Annotated in this window: 17 protein-coding genes and 1 tRNA gene; 14 read left to right on the top strand and 4 right to left on the bottom strand. The window is 48.1% G+C overall.

Annotated elements, in window-relative coordinates:
- The first annotated feature begins 140 nt into the window (after positions 1-140).
- From BBR47_RS26255 to BBR47_RS26240, 4 genes are all read left to right on the top strand, one after another.
- On the top strand, positions 141-1,157 hold the full coding sequence (locus tag BBR47_RS26255) for a FecCD family ABC transporter permease (protein ID WP_041749674.1): 1,017 nt from the start codon (positions 141-143) through the stop codon (positions 1,155-1,157).
- A complete protein-coding gene (locus BBR47_RS26250; RefSeq protein WP_015893473.1) occupies positions 1,150-2,190 on the top strand; it encodes a FecCD family ABC transporter permease in 1,041 nt (346 codons plus the stop codon). Before BBR47_RS26255 ends, BBR47_RS26250 begins: the two co-directional genes overlap by 8 nt.
- Positions 2,191-2,582: 392 nt before the next feature.
- Positions 2,583-3,074: a hypothetical protein gene (locus BBR47_RS26245; RefSeq protein WP_041749673.1), complete on the top strand. Its 492-nt coding sequence runs from the start codon at positions 2,583-2,585 to the stop codon at positions 3,072-3,074.
- A gap of 51 nt (positions 3,075-3,125) precedes the next feature.
- The gene (locus BBR47_RS26240) at positions 3,126-3,608 is read left to right on the top strand and encodes a hypothetical protein (protein ID WP_015893471.1); all 483 of its coding nucleotides are present in this window, start codon (positions 3,126-3,128) and stop codon (positions 3,606-3,608) included.
- A gap of 112 nt (positions 3,609-3,720) precedes the next feature.
- Here the strand turns inward: BBR47_RS26240 and BBR47_RS26235 are convergent.
- A tRNA-Arg gene (locus BBR47_RS26235) sits at positions 3,721-3,795 on the bottom strand.
- Between the two features lie 242 nt (positions 3,796-4,037).
- Between BBR47_RS26235 and rpoN the strand changes: the two genes are divergently transcribed.
- The 9 genes from rpoN (at position 4,038) to eno (ending at position 14,589) form a co-directional block, all read left to right on the top strand.
- A complete protein-coding gene (rpoN, locus tag BBR47_RS26230) occupies positions 4,038-5,411 on the top strand; it encodes an RNA polymerase factor sigma-54 (protein ID WP_041749672.1) in 1,374 nt (457 codons plus the stop codon).
- Positions 5,411-5,689: a glutaredoxin family protein gene (locus BBR47_RS26225; RefSeq protein ID WP_015893469.1), complete on the top strand. Its 279-nt coding sequence runs from the start codon at positions 5,411-5,413 to the stop codon at positions 5,687-5,689. Before rpoN ends, BBR47_RS26225 begins: the two co-directional genes overlap by 1 nt.
- A 475-nt stretch (positions 5,690-6,164) precedes the next feature.
- Positions 6,165-7,190, top strand: coding sequence for a sugar-binding transcriptional regulator (locus BBR47_RS26215; RefSeq protein WP_015893468.1), 1,026 nt, complete (start codon positions 6,165-6,167; stop codon positions 7,188-7,190).
- Positions 7,191-7,208: 18 nt separating this feature from the next.
- On the top strand, positions 7,209-8,573 hold the full coding sequence (locus BBR47_RS26210; RefSeq protein ID WP_015893467.1) for a Na+/H+ antiporter NhaC family protein: 1,365 nt from the start codon (positions 7,209-7,211) through the stop codon (positions 8,571-8,573).
- 19 nt (positions 8,574-8,592) lie between these two features.
- Positions 8,593-9,597 (top strand): type I glyceraldehyde-3-phosphate dehydrogenase, encoded by a 1,005-nt coding sequence (gene gap, locus BBR47_RS26205; RefSeq protein WP_007720484.1) that lies wholly within the window; start codon positions 8,593-8,595, stop codon positions 9,595-9,597.
- 99 nt (positions 9,598-9,696) lie between these two features.
- On the top strand, positions 9,697-10,881 hold the full coding sequence (locus BBR47_RS26200) for a phosphoglycerate kinase (protein ID WP_015893466.1): 1,185 nt from the start codon (positions 9,697-9,699) through the stop codon (positions 10,879-10,881).
- Positions 10,882-10,902: 21 nt separating this feature from the next.
- Positions 10,903-11,661 carry a triose-phosphate isomerase gene (gene tpiA / locus BBR47_RS26195; RefSeq protein WP_015893465.1) on the top strand — a complete coding sequence of 253 codons (759 nt, stop codon included), beginning with the start codon at positions 10,903-10,905 and terminating at the stop codon, positions 11,659-11,661.
- 12 nt (positions 11,662-11,673) lie between these two features.
- Positions 11,674-13,215, top strand: coding sequence for a 2,3-bisphosphoglycerate-independent phosphoglycerate mutase (gene gpmI, locus BBR47_RS26190; protein WP_015893464.1), 1,542 nt, complete (start codon positions 11,674-11,676; stop codon positions 13,213-13,215).
- 87 nt (positions 13,216-13,302) lie between these two features.
- The gene (gene eno / locus BBR47_RS26185) at positions 13,303-14,589 is read left to right on the top strand and encodes a phosphopyruvate hydratase (RefSeq protein ID WP_015893463.1); all 1,287 of its coding nucleotides are present in this window, start codon (positions 13,303-13,305) and stop codon (positions 14,587-14,589) included.
- 166 nt (positions 14,590-14,755) lie between these two features.
- Here the strand turns inward: eno and BBR47_RS26180 are convergent, their stop codons facing one another.
- The 3 genes from BBR47_RS26180 to BBR47_RS26170 all read right to left on the bottom strand — a co-directional run bounded on the left by BBR47_RS26180 (position 14,756) and on the right by BBR47_RS26170 (position 18,201).
- Entirely contained in the window at positions 14,756-15,583 is an 828-nt protein-coding gene (locus BBR47_RS26180; protein WP_015893462.1) for an ABC transporter ATP-binding protein, read from the bottom strand.
- 573 nt (positions 15,584-16,156) lie between these two features.
- Positions 16,157-17,194 carry a FecCD family ABC transporter permease gene (locus BBR47_RS26175; RefSeq protein WP_015893461.1) on the bottom strand — a complete coding sequence of 346 codons (1,038 nt, stop codon included), beginning with the start codon at positions 17,192-17,194 and terminating at the stop codon, positions 16,157-16,159.
- Complete coding sequence (locus tag BBR47_RS26170; protein ID WP_015893460.1) at positions 17,194-18,201, bottom strand: FecCD family ABC transporter permease; 1,008 nt, start codon at positions 18,199-18,201, stop codon at positions 17,194-17,196. The genes BBR47_RS26175 and BBR47_RS26170 overlap by 1 nt, the downstream gene beginning before the upstream one ends.
- Before the next feature lie 183 nt (positions 18,202-18,384).
- Here BBR47_RS26170 and BBR47_RS26165 point away from each other — a divergent pair, with 183 nt between their 5' ends.
- The gene (locus tag BBR47_RS26165; protein WP_015893459.1) at positions 18,385-19,380 is read left to right on the top strand and encodes an ABC transporter substrate-binding protein; all 996 of its coding nucleotides are present in this window, start codon (positions 18,385-18,387) and stop codon (positions 19,378-19,380) included.
- Positions 19,381-19,409 lie beyond the last annotated feature (29 nt).

The following is a 19,409-nucleotide window of genomic DNA, read 5'->3' as shown; positions in this document are numbered from 1 at the left end:
ATTTTCCAATAGCGATAATAAAAATCAATATCATTGACTAGCCCTATCCGCAAGCTTAGACTGATTAGTGGGAGAAACTTACATACATAGGTAGCGAATAGACAGAATAGGTAGAATGCAACGGAAAGAAGGGAACAGGCGTGAATGTGATTTTGTCCAGCCGACTGCAAAAGACTACTGTACTCATAGCAGGGCTCGTTGTCCTGGCAGTCGTGATGGTGGCTAGTATCCTTTTCGGAATCAATCGGTATTCGCTCACTACTGCAGTAGAGGCATACACTCAATTTTCCGGTTCGGAGGAACATTTGATTATTACGACTTCCCGAATGCCGCGTACACTGACAGCGGTAGCAGTGGGGAGCAGCCTCGCGGTAGCAGGTGTTTTGTTGCAGGCGTTGACTCGTAACCCATTGGCTTCACCGTCTCTTATCGGCGTGAACGCTGGAGCTGCAGCAGCTATTGTGACGACGATTGTTGTTTTTGGCTCGCAATTCCCAGTGTCGCAAATGATGTGGGCAGGTTTTATCGGAGCGGGTGTGACTGCTCTGCTTGTATACGGATTGGCCTCCGCTGGGCGGGGAGGCATGACTCCGATTAAGCTGACACTTTCGGGTGCAGCGGTTGCTGCTTTTGCTTCGTCTGTGACTTCGTTGTTTATGCTGCTGCAAGAAAAGACGATGACAGAGGCCTTTTACTGGTTAGTTGGTTCTGTGGAGGGGAGACAGCTCGATCATTTTTTTATGATCATTCCTTATTTGCTAGTAGGCTGGTTAGGCGCTATGGTACTGACTGGCTCGTTAAACTTGATGGTACTTGGTGATGATGTAGCGACTGGCCTGGGCCAGAAGATTATCTTGGTAAAAGCTACCGCGTTATTGCTCGTGGTGCTCTTGGCAGGTGGGAGTGTCGCGCTCGCCGGACCAATTGCATTCGTGGGCATCATCATCCCGCATCTATGTCGTTTTTTAGTCGGGCTTGATCACCGATGGTTGATTCCCTATTCGATTGTTTTCGGCGGAGCTTTTCTGGTTTGCGCTGACTTGCTTTCTCGCCTTGTATTGATGCCCATGCGTCTGGAAGTACCAGTAGGCGTAGCAACTGCTATGATCGGAGTGGCTTTTATCATCCCGCTGGTCAGGGGGAGGGCGTATGCATAGACATGTAGTCATTCGGTCCAAAAAGCCAGCGCTTTCGTTTCATGTAGATAAGCGGGCTTTGGGAATTAATTTCATATTATTTTTGCTGTTATCTGTTGTGATTGTATTGAGTATTGGCTTAGGAAGCTTGCATATTCCTGTGTGGGAGGTCGTCAAAGCTTTTGTGGGAGCGGGCAGTGAACAGAATGAATTGATCGTGCTTGATTGGCGATTGCCTCGCGTTGTCGTTTCAGTCATGGTGGGAGCTTCCCTGGCGGTATCGGGGGCTATTTTGCAGTCCTTGGTACGAAATCCGTTAGCTTCGCCTGATTTGATCGGGACTACAGCGGGAGCAACGGCAGCAGCGGTAGCATTTATCACATTCGCAAAAGATGTAAGTGTACAATGGATGCCATTGGTGGCCTTGATCGGTGGATTGTTAACCGCGACGCTTACGTATCTCACTGCGTGGAAAGAGGGAGTCTCCCCTTTTCGCCTCGCGCTTGTCGGTGTATGTATCTCGGCAGGCATGGGGGCATTAACGATCTTTTTCCTGGTGATCACCCAAACCCACAAAGCCTCAAATGCACTCGGGTGGATGACTGGAACCGTGTACGGTATGTCGTGGGTAAATGTCATGACGTTGCTTCCGTGGACCGTTTTGTTTCTTGGCGCTACGATTTTCCAAATCCGTTATTTGAATGCCCAGGAGCTCGGTGATGATATCGCTAAAGGCATTGGCGTAGCGATTGATAAGAAGCGATTGCTCTTGATTGCGATCAGTGTGGCGTTGGCAGGTGCTGCGGTCGGTGTAGCAGGAGGAATTAGTTTTATCGGGTTGATGGCCCCACATATTGCGCGTAGGTTAGTAGGTTCTGCGTACGGTTACTTGCTGCCGGCTTCCGCTGTTTTGGGCGGGATGCTTGTCGTCTTGGCTGATTTGATTGGGAGAACGGTGTTTTTACCGCATGATTTGCCAGCTGGGATTTTTACCGCAGCGATTGGAGCGCCGTTCTTTGTTTATCTTTTGTATAAAACAAGGAATTATCAGTAGGAATTGGAAGTGTGTTTATCGATAGTTGAGTGAGGATCCCTGAAGGAGAATAGTGCTTCAGGGTTTTTTGTGTTGGCTATCTGTAAATTTATTACAAAATATTACACGATTCGAATTTACAAAACACTTTAAATATGGTAAAGATTAGTATAGATTACAATTATCATAACCTATGGAATTAATCGTTATGGGCTACTTTGTGCATGAGAACCCCTACTATACGGAGAGTATTAAAGATCGATAATAACAGTCATCGTTCGATAAATGTAGACCTCATTCTAGCGTATTCATCAAATTATTACAAAAAATTACATAACATATATTTACAATCCGTATATAAAATGGTAAAAATTAATAGTACTTACTATCACAGCTTTTGGAGGGATTTATTCGTGAAAAAAGTCGTAGCAAGCCTATTAAGCCTGTCACTCGTATTATCTGCTTCCGTATCTGCACTGGCAGCGGAACCTGCAAAAAGTTTGAAAGCACCTCAAAAAGCTGCGTCGGCAAACGATCCTTATGAGCCAAATGATGATCCTGCATTTGCTCCTTATATTAATTCGAATACCTCATATACTGCAGCGATTGATCACAATAGAGATGCTGACTTTTTTAATTTTTATGCGAAACCTGGGGATTTTACATTGGCATTTAGTAGATTATCTGCAAGCAAGCACACGTTTAACATCTTTGTGAGAAAGCAAGGAGAGACAAAAGGAGAGACAATAAAAAGCCAATTTGGTATTAAGGGCAATACAACTTTATCAGTAAATATCCCAGAAGAAGGAAGATACTACATCTATATTGTATCTTCAGATGCAGCATTTGATACGACCCCAATCAACCCTATGCCTTACACATTCAAAGCTTTTTTTAATCAATAAAGACTTGCAAAAACTAACAATTCCGTACCTAGTTATTAGGAGGCAACATATATGAAAAAAGCCGTAATTAGCTTGTTGACCCTCGCAGTAGCTCTATCCGCATCTGCTTCCGCATTTGCAGCAGAACCAACTAAAAATATGAAGTCTTCCCAAAAAGCTGCTGCTTCGGTGACCGATCCATATGAACCAAATGATAGTGTTGAATTCGCTCCATATATAAATTCGAATGTTTCATACACAGCTGCGATTAATCACCATAAAGATGTCGATTTCTACAATTTTTATGCAAAACCAGGAAGCTTTAATTTTGCTTTTAGTAGACTATCAGCAAGTTCTGAACCGATTGTTATTTGGGTGAAGAAACAATCAGGGGGGCAAGTAGAAAGAGTTCGTATTACTGGCAATACATCTTTTTCAGTAAACATTCCTGAAGAAGGACAGTATCACATTCAGATTATGGCGCCTGATGCATTATTGGATAATAGACCAATCACCCCAATCCCTTATTCTTTCAAAGCGGTTTTTAACCAATAAATGTAGCTTAAGAAAAACAGTCCTTATTCGGGCTGTTTTTTTGTTCCCAAGAGGGTTCAACATAAAAAAGCGACCTCCTGAAATTCAAGAGATCGCTTTTGGTTTGAAAGTATGGTACGCCTGAAGGGAATCGAACCCCCGCACATGGTTCCGGAGACCATTGCTCTATCCACTGAGCTACAGGCGTATATTGTGACGACAACTTTTATTATAAAACATCGAGAATCTCAATGCAAACGAAAAAAAGTAGTTCAGCAGAAAAAACTAGCGATAAAATAAGCGAAAGTGAAAAAGTCCAATGGTGAAGATCTTTCGACATTTTTTGTGCTCTGTTTCATCAATTTGGCAGGAAAATTGCATGAGAGAACGAATATAATGAAAATAAAGAGTCATCGAGCAGCATGAGCAAGTGCGAAGGAGGCGAGCTTCATGAACATGGGATTGGGGTTATTTCAAGAACAAACACTGAAATTAGTGATGACGCCGGAATTACGCCAAGCGATTACCATATTGCAGTATTCAGCCATTGATCTCATCTCCTATTTGCAGGATCAGGCCAATGAAAATCCTGTTTTCGACCTTGAAGTGGCTGGAGAAGTCGCTTCTGCAAAAGCAGAGAAGCCAGCTCCTGAGATTGACTGGAAAGAAATTGTGGGCAATCGCGCGACAGGTGAGTACGGTTCGTCGAAAAATGAAAGCACTTACAATCCGCTGGATTACGTCCAGCAAGGTGCGGAGACGCTGTACGAACATCTGGAGCGTCAACTCGGCTATGTAAAAGGATTCTCGTCGCTGCAAAAACAGATTGCTCTCTTTTTGATCGGGAATTTGGATGAGAAGGGATATTTGGAAATTACACTGGAGGAAGCAAGTGAGCGCCTGGGCGCTGAAATGCTCGAGATTGAGGACGTGTTGTCCGTTTTGCAGCATTTTGATCCAGTAGGCGTAGCTTCACGCAGCCTGGAAGAATGTCTCTTGCTGCAGCTGGAGCATTTGGCACTCGATGATGAAAAGATCGTGCAGGTCGTTCGTAACCATCTGCAAGATTTAGCGGACAATCGCTATCAGCGAATTGCAGACAAAATCGGATGTACACCCCAAGAGGTACAGACGATTGCAGATTTGATCCGTACGTTGAATCCGCGTCCTGGGGCGGCCTTTTCCTCCGTAGAGACAAGATATGTCATTCCAGATGTGACGGTAGAAAAGGTCGGGAATGATTATGTTGTATTGGTCAACGATGTCGCAGCACCGCGGCTGAAAATCAACAGCTTTTATGAAAAAATGCTGAGCCAGCAAAAAAGTCAGGATGAAGCAAAACAGTTCATTCACGATAAGCTGAATGCTGCCATGTGGCTGGCAAAAAGTCTGGAGCAGCGCCGCCTGACGCTCATGCGTGTAACACAGGCCATCCTCGATATGCAACGGGAGTTTTTTGATCGGGGAATTCATTATTTAAAGCCTATGACGCAAAAGGAAATAGCAGAGCGGGTCGGCCTGCACGAATCGACGATCAGCCGGGCAACCAGCAACAAATACGTCCAGACACCGCGCGGAATCTTTGAGTTGAAGTATTTCTTTACGTCAGCACTCTCTACTTCCAGCGGGGAAGCGACTTCTTCTGAGAGTGTTAAGCGCAGAATCAAAGCACTGATTGAGCAAGAAGATCGGAAAGCTCCTTTATCTGATCAAAAGCTGGGTGAGATGCTGCTTACAGAGGGGATTGAGATCTCCCGCCGAACGGTTGCCAAGTACCGGGAAGAAATGCTGATCCCATCGTCGGCCAAACGAAAGAGGTTTTAATGAGAATGAATGAAAAAACGTTTGAAATTGTCTTGTACGGACGAAATAAGTGTCATTTGTGCGACGAGGTGGAGCTCTACATCCGTTCTCTGGCGGAGGAGTTCCCCCTTCGCATGCGCATGGTTGATATTGAAAGTGATCCGGCTTTGCATGAGGAAATGATGTTTGTCATTCCCGTAGTCGAGATAGATGGAGAGATCGTGTTTCGTTCCATAACGCATGTGGTGACACTAAAAGAGCTGCACGAGGAACTACATAGACGTACCGTTCTATCATAAATGATTGCTATGGTATTGGCTGTTTTTTAGCTTTAGAAAGTACCGATGAACCAACAAAGCTGGTGAGAAGAAAAAGCACAGGGCTCGTAGACCTTGGCATCGCCAACCCAGTCGGAACTTCCAAAAGGGGACCCGCTTGTCGAACACTTCTTCTCTGAGAAACGTCCGCCCGTAGGGTGGCTTTAGCTCGACGGTCCCCTTTTGGAAGTGGAGACGGACAGTGAATCTACCCTGCTGGCGTGTCAGAGTCGAAGAGAACTGTGCTTTTTCTTCTCCTCCACAATGTTGACTCAAACGAAAACGACCTCCTGATGGTTTGTCTTATAGGTAGAGGGGAACTTGCAAGATATGGTTAAATATGATACATTCAAGTTGTAGCAAGTGATCTTTTTTTTGCACCAAGTGGGACAAAAAATGTATATACAGGGACATAAAACGTCCCGATCAACAATTTGTAACCAAGGAAGAAGGTAAAATGCGACGTTTACTGGAACTGCAACAAAAATTGTTGCCTGACTTGATTCAAGTTTTGCGTCAGCGGTACATGTTGCTCCGATCCATCTATCATTTGCAGCCGATTGGCAGAAGAGGTCTTGCTCAAGCCATGGATACCACTGAACGTATTTTGCGGGCAGAAGTGGAACTGCTAAAAGAGACGGGGCTCCTTCATGTAACAGCTGCGGGAATGAGCCTGAGTGAAGAAGGACAACAAGTCTTAGACGACATGGAGCCTCTCGTCGGAGAGCTATTCGGCCTTACTGACTTGGCAGAGCGCCTGCAAAAAAAGTTGGGCATAGCAGAAGTCATTGTGGTGCAGGGCAATGCAGACCAGTCACCTTGGGTAAAGGAAGAGCTGGGACGGGTAGGGGCACGGGTCCTCAAACAAGTCGTGCAAGAAGGCGACATTGTAGCGGTAACAGGTGGTTCATCCATCGCCAGCGTAGCAAGTCATCTGACGCCTTCTGCTTCGTTCAAAAACGTTCAGTTTGTCCCTGCTCGCGGTGGATTGGGAGAACGCGTAGAGCTGCAAGCGAACACGCTCGCTTCCGCCATGGCAGCGAAAACAGGTGCTTCTTATCGGCTTCTTCACGTACCGGATCGCCTCCATCCAGAAGCCTTGCAGACATTGGTCAAAGAGCCACAGGTACAAGACGTGCTGTCACTCTTGGGCGAGACTCGAATTGTTTTGCATGGAATCGGGGATGCCGTCACGATGGCGAGAAGGCGGAATTATTCGGAGGAAGAACTCGCGGAATTAGTGGAGACGGGTGCTGTATCAGAAGCATTCGGCTACTACTTTAATGAAGCGGGAGAAACGGTCCACAGAATGCCGACAATTGGTTTACAGCTAGAGGAAGTGCACAAGGCAGAAACAGTGCTCTCTATTGCGGGGGGCGAAAGCAAGGCAAAAGCGATTCTTTCCTTTGCTAAGCAATCGTGTCAGAATGTACTCATTACGGACGAAGGGGCAGCTTATACGCTGTTGTCCGCACGATTGTAACGGAAGGAAGTCGGTCGCATGTCTATCACATCGGTAACACCCATCTTGGCAATGATCGCTGGTATCATTTTGAGCCTATCGCTCGGTTTTCCGATCGCATGGGGGATTGTTTTTGCGATCTTGGTCACACTGGTTAGTGTAAAAAGATTGGGTTATCCGTGGAAGCAACAGTTCGTGTTTGGCTGGGAAGGTGTCCAAAAGGCAAAGCCCGTCCTTACGATTCTGTTTTTAGTAGGACTCTTGATTCCTCTATTAATGATGGGAGGAACCATTCCCGCCATCATTTACTACGGATTATCGATTGTGAATGTCGAGTATTTGTTCGTTCTCTCTTTTCTGTTGACTGCAGGCGTCAGTTATTTATTGGGTACATCAATCGGTACACTGAGTACGATTGGGCTGTCCTTGATGGGCATAGCACACGCAGCAGGAATATCACCTGCGATCGTAGGAGGCGCGCTCATCTCTGGAGCGATGGTGGGGGAACGTTTCTCACCGATATCCAGCAGTCGATTACTGGTGCTTTCCAATGTCGGTATGACAGAAAAGCAGGAAAGAAGAATGCGGCGTCCTGCTTTGCTTACAGTAGCGATTTGCGCGTTACTTTTCCTGATCCTTGATCTGTTTCGACCTCAAGCGAACTCGACGGATACCATTCAAATGTACCAGGAGCTGTTAGTCAGTCATTTTTCTGTACACTGGCTGCTCATGTTGCCTCTCGTGGTGCTAATTGCCTCTTTTGCACTGAGAATAAAAGCGGTGAAGGCATTGTTTTTCGGTATCGGAGCCAGTGCGATTCTAGTCGGAATCAATGGGAATTTGGATGTGAAGACGTTTTTTACATCGATGCTAGTTGGATTTGAGCTTCATTCAGGAACGCCGCTGGATCAACTGGTCCATGGGGGCGGGATGTTCGCCATCTTCAGTGTTCTGGCGTTAATCATTCTCGCAGGCTTTTTAAACGGCATTTTGAACAGAGCCAATTTATTAACTCCCATCGTAGACAAAATGATGGGCCATACAAAAAATAAGACGGTATTGGTAGCGAAAGCAGCGGCCTTGTCGTTGTTAGTGGTCATCATCAGCTGTAACCAAACCATTCCGATTCTGGTTCTCGGCTCGACTCTTCTCGGGAGGTTCTCCCAATGGGAGGGAGGGCGTGAGCTGTTGGGCAAGACGATGCTGGACTCCACAGTTGTCATGCCTGTGCTGATCCCATGGAACGGTCTATCGATGATGATGGCGCTCACGTTGGGTGTTTCGACGATCCAAACATTGCCCTTTGTGTTTTTTCCAATCTTATTACCGATTGTTACGATATTATCGACCCGCTGGTTTTCGCCAGAGGGCAGGTTTCTCGCGATGAAAAATAAAGCTAGCTAATGAGCAGGAGGTATACATTATGGTAAAAGTAGGTATTAACGGATTTGGTCGTATCGGTCGTAACGTATTTCGTGCAGCACTGAACAATCCGAATGTAGAAATCGTGGCGGTCAATGACCTGACAGATGCGCACACACTGGCGCACCTTTTGAAATATGACACGGTTCATGGTGTTCTGAACGTGAGTGTTGAAGCTTCCGAAAACACGCTCATCGTAGACGGAAAAGAAATCAAGGTATTGGCAGAGCGCGATCCAGCTCAACTGAAGTGGGCAGATTACGGTGTTGAAATCGTAGTGGAATCAACTGGACGCTTCACGAAGCGCGAAGATGCAGCGAAGCACCTGGAAGGTGGCGCGAAAAAAGTCATCATCTCCGCTCCAGCAACAAATGAAGACATTACAGTCGTAATCGGTGTAAACGAAGACAAGTACGATCCAGCGCAACACACTGTGATCTCCAACGCATCCTGCACAACGAACTGCTTGGCGCCATACGCGAAGGTTCTCAATGAAAAATTCGGGATCGTACGCGGTTTGATGACAACCGTTCACTCTTACACCAATGACCAACAAATTCTCGACCTGCCGCACAAAGATTTGCGCCGTGCCCGTGCAGCTGCGGAAAACATCATTCCAACCTCTACAGGAGCGGCAAAAGCGGTAGCACTCGTACTGCCTGAGCTGAAAGGCAAGCTGAATGGTTTCGCTATGCGCGTACCAACTCCAAACGTATCCGTAGTGGACTTGGTCGTTGAGCTGAAGACAGACGCAACTGTTGAAGAAATCAACAACGCGCTGAAAGAAGCGGCAGAAGGCCCTCTCAAAGGCATTCTCGGCTACTCCGAAGAGCCACTCGTTTCCTCTGACTACAATGGAAACCCTGCATCCTCCACAATCGATGCTTTGTCTACAATGGTACTGGAAGGAAACATGGTAAAAGTCGTTTCCTGGTACGATAACGAGTGGGGTTACTCTAATCGTGTCGTAGACTTGTGTCATTATGTTGCACAGCGCGGCTTCTAACACGTAAAATAGAACTGTTGTGGAAAAAAAGGGAGAGCAATCTCCCTTTTCCCATATCTTTTTTCCGAATAAAAAGCCAATGATTTGGGAGGATCGTTCATGAACAAGAAATCTATCCGCGATGTTGAGCTGGCAGGCAAGCGCGTATTCTGCCGTGTCGACTTTAACGTGCCGATGCAGGACGGGGTAATCACCGACGATACACGCATTCGTGCTGCTGTACCAACCATCCGTTTCATGATGGAGGCAGGAGCCAAAGTAATCCTGGCGAGCCATTTTGGTCGTCCTAAAGGCCAAGTGGTGGAAGAGATGCGTCTTACTCCTGTCGCAGCCCATCTGTCCTCGCTCTTGGGCAAGGACGTGCGTAAGCTGGAGGATTGCCAAGGTGCTGACGTAGAAGCGGCAGTAGAACGAATGGAGTCTGGCGACGTCATCCTGTTGGAAAACGTGCGCTTCCATGCGGGAGAAGAAAAGAACGATCCAGAACTGGCAAAAAGCTTTGCGGCCTTGGCTGATCTGTTTGTCAATGATGCATTTGGGACAGCTCACCGGGCACATGCTTCTACAGCGGGAATCGCTGAGTACATACCAGCAGTTGCAGGCTTGCTAATGGAAAAGGAAATTCGCTTCATGGGCGGAGCCTTGTCCAATCCTGAGCGTCCGTTTACAGCGATTGTCGGCGGTGCAAAAGTAAAAGATAAAATTGCTGTCATTGAAAATTTGTTGACCAAAGTCGATCACCTGATTATCGGCGGCGGTATGGCGAATACATTCCTCAAAGCACAAGGTTATGGCATTGGTGCTTCTCTGTGTGAAGACGACAAGCTCGACCTCGCACGTACGTTGATGGAGCAGGCAAAAGAGCGCGGCGTTCAATTGCTGATGCCAGTTGATGTTGTGGTAGCTGACCGTTTTGCGGCAGATGCAGAAAAGCAGGTCGTCGCAATCGATGCAATTCCAGAGGGCTGGATGGCACTCGATATCGGTCCAAAAACAGTGGAACAGTACCACAGCGTCATTGTAGATTCGAAAACGGTTGTATGGAACGGTCCGATGGGCGTATTTGAAATGGATGCTTTTGCAGGCGGCACGATTGGCGTAGCCAAGGCGATGGCAGCATGCAGCGGAACGACGATCATCGGTGGCGGTGATTCCGTAGCCGCTGTGGAAAAAGCAGGCGTAGCCGAGCAGATGACACACATTTCTACAGGCGGCGGAGCGTCCCTGGAATTCATGGAAGGCAAGGAACTGCCAGGCGTAGCTGTGTTGGCAGATAACCAATAAAAGCGAAGAGGGGGAGTTTGCATGCGAACACCAATTATCGCGGGGAACTGGAAGATGTTCAAGACAATGGCCGAGGCAAGAGCGTTTGCGCAGGAAGCCAAGGCAAGCAATAATACTTCCGGAGTACAAAAAGTCATTTGCGCACCTTTTACAGCGTTGACTGCACTTAAAGAAGAGCTGGCGGGCACGGATATTGCCATCGGCGCGCAAAACATGCATTTTGAAGAGCAAGGTGCTTATACAGGCGAAATCAGCGCGTCCATGCTGAAAGAAATTGGTGTGGAGTACGTGATTCTTGGTCACTCCGAGCGCCGTCAATATTTCAATGAAACAGATGAGACGGTGAACAAAAAGGTTGTAGCCGCATTAGCAGCAGGTCTCGTACCGATTGTGTGCGTAGGCGAGAGCCTGGAGCAGCGGGAAGCGGGCGAGACAGCTAACGTAGTCCGTACGCAGACTGAAGGTGCTTTTGCTGGAGTAGATGCTGCACAAGTGGCGGATACCGTTATTGCATACGAGCCGATCTGGGCGATTGGTACAGGCAAGTCTTCCACGGCAGAGGATGCCAATGAAACGATTGCCATTATTCGCAGCGTAATCGGTGAACGCTTCGGACAAGCGACAGCCGAGAAAGTGCGCATTCAATACGGCGGAAGCGTAAAGCCGGAAAACATCGCAAGCTACATGGCACAGCCTGACATTGACGGAGCATTGGTCGGTGGAGCGAGTCTCGTAGCGAACAGCTACTTGCAGCTTGTGGCAGGAGCAACGTCGCGATAGGAGGAGAAAGCAATGGAACAAAGACCAAAACCGGTTGCCCTTTTGATTGTGGATGGTTTTGCTCTGCGGAACGAAACGTATGGAAACGCAGTAGCGCAAGCCAACAAGCCGAATTTTGACCGTTACTGGAACCAATACCCTCACGCGACACTAGAGGCAAGTGGGTTGGCTGTTGGGCTGCCAGAAGGACAGATGGGGAACTCCGAAGTAGGCCATCTCAATATCGGGGCAGGGCGTGTCGTTTATCAGGATTTGACGCGCATTACCAAGTCGATTAAAGAAGGCGCTTTTTATGAGAACGAAACACTGATTGCTGCTTTCCAGCACGCGAAGCAAAACGGCAAGCAGCTCCATCTGTTCGGACTTTTGTCCGATGGTGGTGTACACAGTCATATTGACCACCTGTTTGCGATGCTCGAGTTGGCGAAAAAGCAGGACTTTGCGGATGTGTTCATTCACGGTTTCCTCGATGGCCGCGATGTATCGCCTGACAGTGCAGTGGGTTATATCGAGCAGCTACAAGCCAAAATCGCTGAGCTGGGTGTTGGCCGTATTGCTACCGTACAAGGTCGCTACTATGCGATGGATCGTGACAAACGCTGGGAGCGCGTAGAGAAGGCGTATCGCGCCATGGTGTATGCAGATGCTCCGGCTTATCGTGATCCGGTTCAGGCGGTTAAGGAATCCTACGAAAAGTCCATTATGGATGAGTTCGTCATGCCAACCGTGATTCTCGATGAAAACGGAAAACCAGTGACGACCGTTCAAAGCGGCGATTCGATTATTTTTTATAATTTCCGCCCGGATCGTGCGATTCAAATGTCGCAGGCATTTACGAATGAAGATTTCCGTGGATTTGACCGCGGAGATGAGCGCCCGCGCGATCTGCATTTTGTGTGCCTGACGCATTTTTCCGAGACGGTTAACGGGTATGTTGCTTATAAGCCTTCCAATCTGGATAACACATTGGGAGAGGTGCTTTCCCAGCATGGCTTGAAGCAGCTGCGCATTGCCGAGACGGAGAAATATCCGCATGTGACGTTCTTCTTTAGTGGCGGGCGTGAGAAAGAGTTTCCTGGTGAGAAACGCATCCTGATTCCTTCGCCAAAAGTGGCGACGTACGACCTGCAGCCGGAGATGAGTGCACCAGAGCTGACAGACGCTGTTGTTGCTGAGATCGAGGCAGACAATTTTGACGCGATCATCCTGAACTTTGCCAACTGTGACATGGTTGGTCATTCCGGTATGATGGAGCCAACAATCAAAGCAGTCGAGACGGTGGATGCTTGCTTGGGCCGAGTAGTCGATGCCATCGTAGCAAAAGGCGGCGTAGCCGTCATCACAGCTGACCATGGCAACGCGGATCTGATGCTGGATGAAGCGGGACGACCAATTACTTCACACAGTACGTATCCGGTGCCTGTAATTGTGACAAAAGACGGGGCTGCCCTGCGCGAAGACGGTATTTTGGCAGACTTGTCGCCAACGCTTTTGGAGCTTTTGGGAGTAGCGCAACCCGTTGAAATGACAGGTAAATCGTTACTTGCAAAATAGGCTTCGCTGGGACACACTGTAAGGGTAGCTTGACGTTTAAATCGAAATAGATTGTAAGTGCACTTGAAAAAAGGAGATGGACGAGAAATGGCAATGATTACTGACATTTATGCACGCGAAATTATGGACTCCCGCGGTAATCCAACTGTGGAAGTAGAAGTATATCTCGAAGATGGCTCGATGGGTCGCGCAGATGTTCCATCTGGAGCGTCTACAGGTGCGTATGAAGCGGTTGAGCTTCGCGACGGTGACAAATCCCGTTACTTGGGAAAAGGTGTTCTGAAAGCCGTAGAAAACGTGAATGAAATCATTGCTCCTGAACTGATCGGCATGGATGCTCTGGATCAAGTTGGCATCGATATGGCGATGATTCAGCTCGACGGCACGCCAAACAAAGGCAAGCTGGGCGCAAACGCAATTCTCGGTGTGTCCATGGCAGTAGCACGTGCGGCTGCAGAATCTCTCGGCGTTCCTCTCTACAACTACCTCGGCGGCTTCAACGCGAGAATGCTGCCAGTTCCTATGATGAACATCCTGAACGGTGGTAAGCACGCAGACAACACCGTAGACATTCAGGAATTCATGGTTATGCCAGTAGGTGCTACTTCCTTCAAGGAAGCGCTGCGCACAGGTGCGGAAATTTTCCACTCCCTGAAAAAAGTATTGGGTGAAAAAGGCTTGAGCACAGCAGTAGGGGATGAGGGCGGTTTTGCTCCAAACCTGAAATCCAACGAAGAAGCGATCACAACCATTTTGGATGCGATCAAGGCAGCAGGCTATGAGCCAGGCAAAGACGTGTTCCTTGCGTTGGACGTAGCAGCTACAGAAATGTTTAAAGACGGCAAATACCACTTCGAAGGCGAAGGCGTTGTGAAAACAACAGAAGAAATGATCGCGTTCTACGAAGATCTGGTAAACAAATACCCAATTATCTCCATCGAAGACGGTCTGTCTGAAGATGACTGGGATGGCTGGAAAGCGCTGACTGACAAGTTGGGTAGTAAAGTTCAGCTGGTAGGTGACGACTTGTTCGTAACCAACACCGAGCGTCTGGCTCGCGGAATCGAGACCTCTACAGGTAACTCCATTCTGGTAAAAGTAAACCAAATCGGTACGCTGACAGAAACCTTCGAAGCTATCGAAATGGCGAAGCTGGCTGGTTATACTGCGGTGATTTCCCACCGTTCCGGTGAAACCGAAGACTCCACAATCTCTGATATCGCAGTGGCTACAAATGCTGGTCAAATCAAGACTGGTGCGCCTTCCCGCACAGACCGCGTAGCGAAGTACAACCAATTGCTGCGTATTGAAGACGAACTGGCTGATACAGCTCGCTTTGGTGGTCGTTCTGCATTCTACAACTTGAAGAAATAAGCTTGCATGCGGCAGTCCAGGACGCAAAAAAGTCCGGGACTGCCGCTGTTTTTTGGATGAAAGACATATGCCACTAGAAGCCTCGATTCGTTGCATGTTCAAGCTTTTGCCTACGAAAAAAGACTGCCCATACCACGCGATGGACAGTCTTTTTGCTGTTTGAGGATTATGACATGGCGAATGCTTTTCGTTCGGTCTGAACAGTGCCCAGACGGCTTTTACTGTACGGGATGCACATAGGAGTTCCGTACAGGGGGTCTTGCGTAATTTGGCAATCCATATCGAAAACGGTACGGACAAGGTCGGTCGTCAGCACTTCGTTGGGAGCCCCTTCTGCCACGACGGTCTGATTATGAACGGCAACGATATGATGGGCATAGCGGCAAGCGAGATTTAGATCGTGGAGAACCATGACGATGGTGCGCTGCTCCGTTTGATTCAGTTCAAACAACAGGTCCAAAATCTCAATCTGATGCGACATATCCAAATAAGTCGTAGGCTCATCCAGCAAAATGGTTTCGGTTCCTTGAGCGAGCGTCATCGCAATCCAGGCGCGCTGACGTTGGCCGCCAGAGAGACTGTCGACGGCGCGGTTAGCCATATCTGTGAGTTGAGTAGCTGCCAATGCTTTGTTGACCATCTGCTCATCTTCTTCCGACCATTGCTGTAGCCAGTTTTGATAGGGATAACGTCCTTGTTTGACCAATTGCAGGATCGTCAATCCTTCTGGTGCAGATGGGCCTTGAGGAAGGATGGCAAGACGTTTGGCTACCTCTTTGGTAGAGCGTTTCGCGATCGATTCTCCTTCAAGCAGGATGGCGCCTTCCGTTGGTTTGAGTAAACGTGCCAGAGAGCGCAGTAATGTCGATTTGCCACTGCCGTTACTGCCGATGAAAACGGTGATTTTTCCACGCGGGATGTTTAAATCTAAAGCTTCAATGATGTTGCGTTCTCCGTAGGATAACGTAAGTCGTTGGGTTTCCAAAGCTTGCATATGGGTTGGACTCCTTTCAACGTATAGGAAGTTAAAAAATATATTCGGGAGCGCATAAAGCACGATGTGGCTGCGGTGGGGAGAAGAATATTTCCAGTCTAGGCTCAGTGCTCCGTCCCGCTGAGGGTTTGGACTGTCCGCTCCGAAGGGATTCGCGGGGAAACGCAAAAGTGGTAGCCGCTACGTCGTATGGGCACGGTTGCGTTTCTTTTGCCCGCGAATCCCTTCTCCGCTCGGTCGGACTCCACAAGTCGCTACGTCTGGAAATATTCTTCTCTGGCGTTACTGAGCACATTCTTCAATCTTTTAAAGGCTTTTTAAAATTCGTTTAGCACGAAAGCTCGTAGAGGAAACAGGAGAAAACAGCGAAGATCTTTGGTACACCAACCGAGACGGAATGCAAAAAGTGAAACACGCTCTTAAGCGTCCACCTCTGAAAAACATCCTGAAAGAACTACTTTGGACGCGGTTTCGCTTTTTGCATGGAGTCGGGCAGTGAATCCCACAGCGGGTGGGACAAGAATCTGAGCGTTTTCTCCTGTTTCCTCCCCACCACCACAGCGGGACAAAGTTCTAGCGATTTCGGTTTTTATACAGCAAGTAGATGAAAAACGGAGCGCCGATGGCAGAGGTGAATACTCCTACGGGCACTTCGATTGGTGAAAAAGCCATGCGGGCAATCAAATCCGCAAGCAATACGATAATGGCACCCAAAAAAGCCGAGAGTGTCATGGCACCGCCAAAGGACGGACCAATCAGTTGCTTGGCAATGTGTGGGGCCAGCAAAGCCACAAAGCTGATATCGCCTCCAACAGAGACGGCTGTTCCCGTCAAAGCCGCGCAAATCATGAGGAGGAGGAAGCGATCCAATTGTAAGGAACTGCCGAGACTCGTCGCCAGATCATCGCCAAGCTGTTGAATGTTCACGCGCCTTGCAAGCAAGCACGCTACGAGAATCAGTCCGACTACCCACGGCAAAATCATGACTACGTCATTCCAGTCAACGCCGTAGATGCTTCCAGTCAGCCAGAGCAATGCCTTATTTTGCAGCAAAAACGGACTGAACATGATCAGCATGGTGACAATGGCACCCGCAGCGATTTTGATTCCAACGCCGATCATGACGAGACGAAGCGGCGTGACGCCTTTTTTCCAAGAGAGGGCGTATAGCAGGAATGTCGTCAATGTTGCTCCCAAAAAAGCGATGGGAGGAAGCCACTTGATGCTCACTGTTTCAAATAGCATCAAGAAGCCGACTGCAAAAACAGATGCTCCACCCGATACCCCAAGAATATCCGGGGAAGCCAATGGGTTGCGGACGAGACCCTGCATGATGGCACCAGCGACTGCGAGTGCGGCACCTACCAGAATGGCAATGACGATGCGCGGCAGGCGAAACTGCTCTACAATCAAAGCATTTTCTTCTGAACCGATTCCCAACAAAACCTTTACCACATCGAGCGGAGCAATTTTCATTTCACCCATTCCGAGACTGACAACCGCTACGGTGATGACGATCAGCAAGGCGAGTAGCGAAAACCAGAGCGTCTTTTTATGTAGCTGAAACGATGAAAAGCGCTTGCCGATGCGAAGAGACAGATAGTCTTTCATTATTTATCCAGCCCCTTGCGTGCGACATAGATGAAGAACGGAATCCCGATCAGGGCTGTCATTACTCCAATAGGAACTTCAGCAGGCATTGCAATATAACGAGCGCCGATGTCTGCTAACAGCAGCAGGATGGAACCAAGCAGGCCGCTGTACAAAAGTACCCAGCGAGTATCAATTCCGACGAGATAGCGGGCCAGATGCGGCGTGACCAAACCGACAAAACCAATAGGTCCAGCAACAGCAACTGCGCAACCGGATAAGAGAACGATGACGATTCCGACACTGAATTTGACCAATAATGTGCGCTGTCCGAGACCTTTTGCTACGTCATCACCCATCAATAATGTTTGAATCGGGCGTGCGAGGACAAATGCAGCGATCCAGGCGATGATCATATAAGGAAAGACAGTGGCTAAGTACTCCAGCTTTCTGCCTCCGACTGACCCTGCCAGCCAGAAAAGCACCTCGTCTGTGGCCTTTTCATTCAGGACCATCATGCCGTGTCGGATCGAGGAAGCCAAAGCGGTGATAGCTGCACCCGCCAGAACCAGCTTCACAGGCGAAAGTCCATCTCTGCCGAATGAACCGAGCAAGTAAACGATCAAACCTGCTACAGCGGCTCCTAAAAAGGAAATCCACGTAAACTGGGTCAAGGAGCTGATCCCGACAAATGTAACGGCGAACACAACAAAAAGAGAAGCACCTGCATTAAGACCGAACAGTTCAACGTCTGCAACAGGGTTTCTCGTCAAGGATTGGAGCAGAGTTCCGGCCAAGCCGAGGCAGAAACCGACCGTTAGCGCATTGAGCACACGCGGTACTCGCACTTCTTTAATGACGATGTGTTCATTAGAGCCGTTGAAATTCGTGTAGGCATCAATCGCAGTTTGCCAACTTGTGTCAACGACGCCAAAGATGAGGCTGGCATAACTGAGGTATGTCATGAAGAGAAGGGCGAATACCAGTCCCAGAATTTTACGAAAGTTGCTAGCTAAAAAAGTATTCATGATGGCTACATCCTTATATCTTAGATGGTTTCATAGTTAAGTGTAGAGCTACATAAAGGAAGTGTCAATGACGTTGATAGTCATTATCAATTTGTGATTGACTTTTGACAGGCAGGGGGGTAGGATAGACTCTGTCATTGATATGAATTCTCATTATAGAAAAGGGAAAGGGGTCCTTTCATCATGTTTTCTCGTACATATCGGACCGCAGGCGGTAAAGCTTTCTTTGCTGTCTTAATGGCGACCTTGTTGGTTGTTACCGGTTGCGGTACTCCGCAAGCAACTGAACAAAAGCCTGCTGATCAAGCCAAAGGCAATTCGGAGGGTTCCGGCCAAAGCTATACAGTAAAACATGCGATGGGCGAAACGACCATCAAAGGTACACCAGAACGTATTGTCATGTTGACCAACCAAGGTACTGAAACTCTGATGGCTCTCGGTGTGAAACCAGTAGGGGCTGTAGGTGCAGCTAATGATCCAACGCAATTCTACGATTTCACCAAGTCCTTCCTTGAGGGTACAAAATCAGTTGGTACAGAAGGACAACCTAATCTGGAAGCAATCGCGGCACTGAAACCTGATCTGATTCTGGGTATGAAATTCCGTCATGAAAAAATTTATCAACAATTGACTGCAATTGCTCCAACCGTATTCGTGGAAGAGCCACGCGGCGACTGGAAAGAAAACTTCTCTCTGTTCGCGGAAGCAGTAAACAAAAAGGCTGAGGGTGAAAAAATCCTCGCTGATTGGAACAAGCGCGTAGAAGAGTTTAAAGCAAAAGCGGGCGACAAGCTGAATACAAAAGTATCCGTTGTACGCTTCATGCCTGGTAAAGTTCGCATCTACTACAAAAAAACCTTCACTGGCGCGATTTTCAAAGACCTTGGCCTGGCACGTCCAGCTGCCCAAGACAAAGATGATTTCGCAGCAGAAGTAACCAAAGAGCGCATTCCAGAAATGGACGGCGACATCATGTTCTACTTCACGTACGAAACAGGAAAAGGCGAGGCTTCCAAGCTGGAGCAGGAGTGGACAAACGATTCCCTCTGGAAAAACCTGAATGTCGTGAAAGCAGGCAAAGCATTCAAAGTGGATGACACTATCTGGAATACCTCCGGTGGCGTAATCGCAGCGAATAAAGTACTGGATGAGCTGGAAGGCTACATCATCGGTAAATAATGAGAAAAGACGGGACTGATGCTCCCGTC

It is taken from the genome of Brevibacillus brevis NBRC 100599, assembly GCF_000010165.1.
Lineage (GTDB): Bacteria > Bacillota > Bacilli > Brevibacillales > Brevibacillaceae > Brevibacillus > Brevibacillus brevis_D.
The sequence above is the reverse complement of the archived record's forward strand: the minus strand, read 5'-3'. Positions and strand labels throughout refer to the sequence as shown.

Bases quoted from the DNA above. Each gene is read 5' to 3' on its own strand.
- gpmI (WP_015893464.1), top strand. From the start codon at position 11,674: ATGGAACAAAGACCAAAACCGGTTGCCCTTTTGATTGTGGATGGTTTT.
- tpiA (WP_015893465.1), top strand. From the start codon at position 10,903: ATGCGAACACCAATTATCGCGGGGAACTGGAAGATGTTCAAGACAATG.
- BBR47_RS26225 (WP_015893469.1), top strand. From the start codon at position 5,411: ATGAGAATGAATGAAAAAACGTTTGAAATTGTCTTGTACGGACGAAAT.
- BBR47_RS26170 (WP_015893460.1), bottom strand. From the start codon at position 18,201: ATGAATACTTTTTTAGCTAGCAACTTTCGTAAAATTCTGGGACTGGTA.
- BBR47_RS26240 (WP_015893471.1), top strand. From the start codon at position 3,126: ATGAAAAAAGCCGTAATTAGCTTGTTGACCCTCGCAGTAGCTCTATCC.
- gap (WP_007720484.1), top strand. From the start codon at position 8,593: ATGGTAAAAGTAGGTATTAACGGATTTGGTCGTATCGGTCGTAACGTA.
- rpoN (WP_041749672.1), top strand. From the start codon at position 4,038: ATGAACATGGGATTGGGGTTATTTCAAGAACAAACACTGAAATTAGTG.
- BBR47_RS26180 (WP_015893462.1), bottom strand. From the start codon at position 15,583: ATGCAAGCTTTGGAAACCCAACGACTTACGTTATCCTACGGAGAACGC.
- BBR47_RS26175 (WP_015893461.1), bottom strand. From the start codon at position 17,194: ATGAAAGACTATCTGTCTCTTCGCATCGGCAAGCGCTTTTCATCGTTT.
- BBR47_RS26210 (WP_015893467.1), top strand. From the start codon at position 7,209: ATGTCTATCACATCGGTAACACCCATCTTGGCAATGATCGCTGGTATC.
- BBR47_RS26250 (WP_015893473.1), top strand. From the start codon at position 1,150: ATGCATAGACATGTAGTCATTCGGTCCAAAAAGCCAGCGCTTTCGTTT.
- BBR47_RS26165 (WP_015893459.1), top strand. From the start codon at position 18,385: ATGTTTTCTCGTACATATCGGACCGCAGGCGGTAAAGCTTTCTTTGCT.
- BBR47_RS26200 (WP_015893466.1), top strand. From the start codon at position 9,697: ATGAACAAGAAATCTATCCGCGATGTTGAGCTGGCAGGCAAGCGCGTA.
- eno (WP_015893463.1), top strand. From the start codon at position 13,303: ATGGCAATGATTACTGACATTTATGCACGCGAAATTATGGACTCCCGC.
- BBR47_RS26215 (WP_015893468.1), top strand. From the start codon at position 6,165: ATGCGACGTTTACTGGAACTGCAACAAAAATTGTTGCCTGACTTGATT.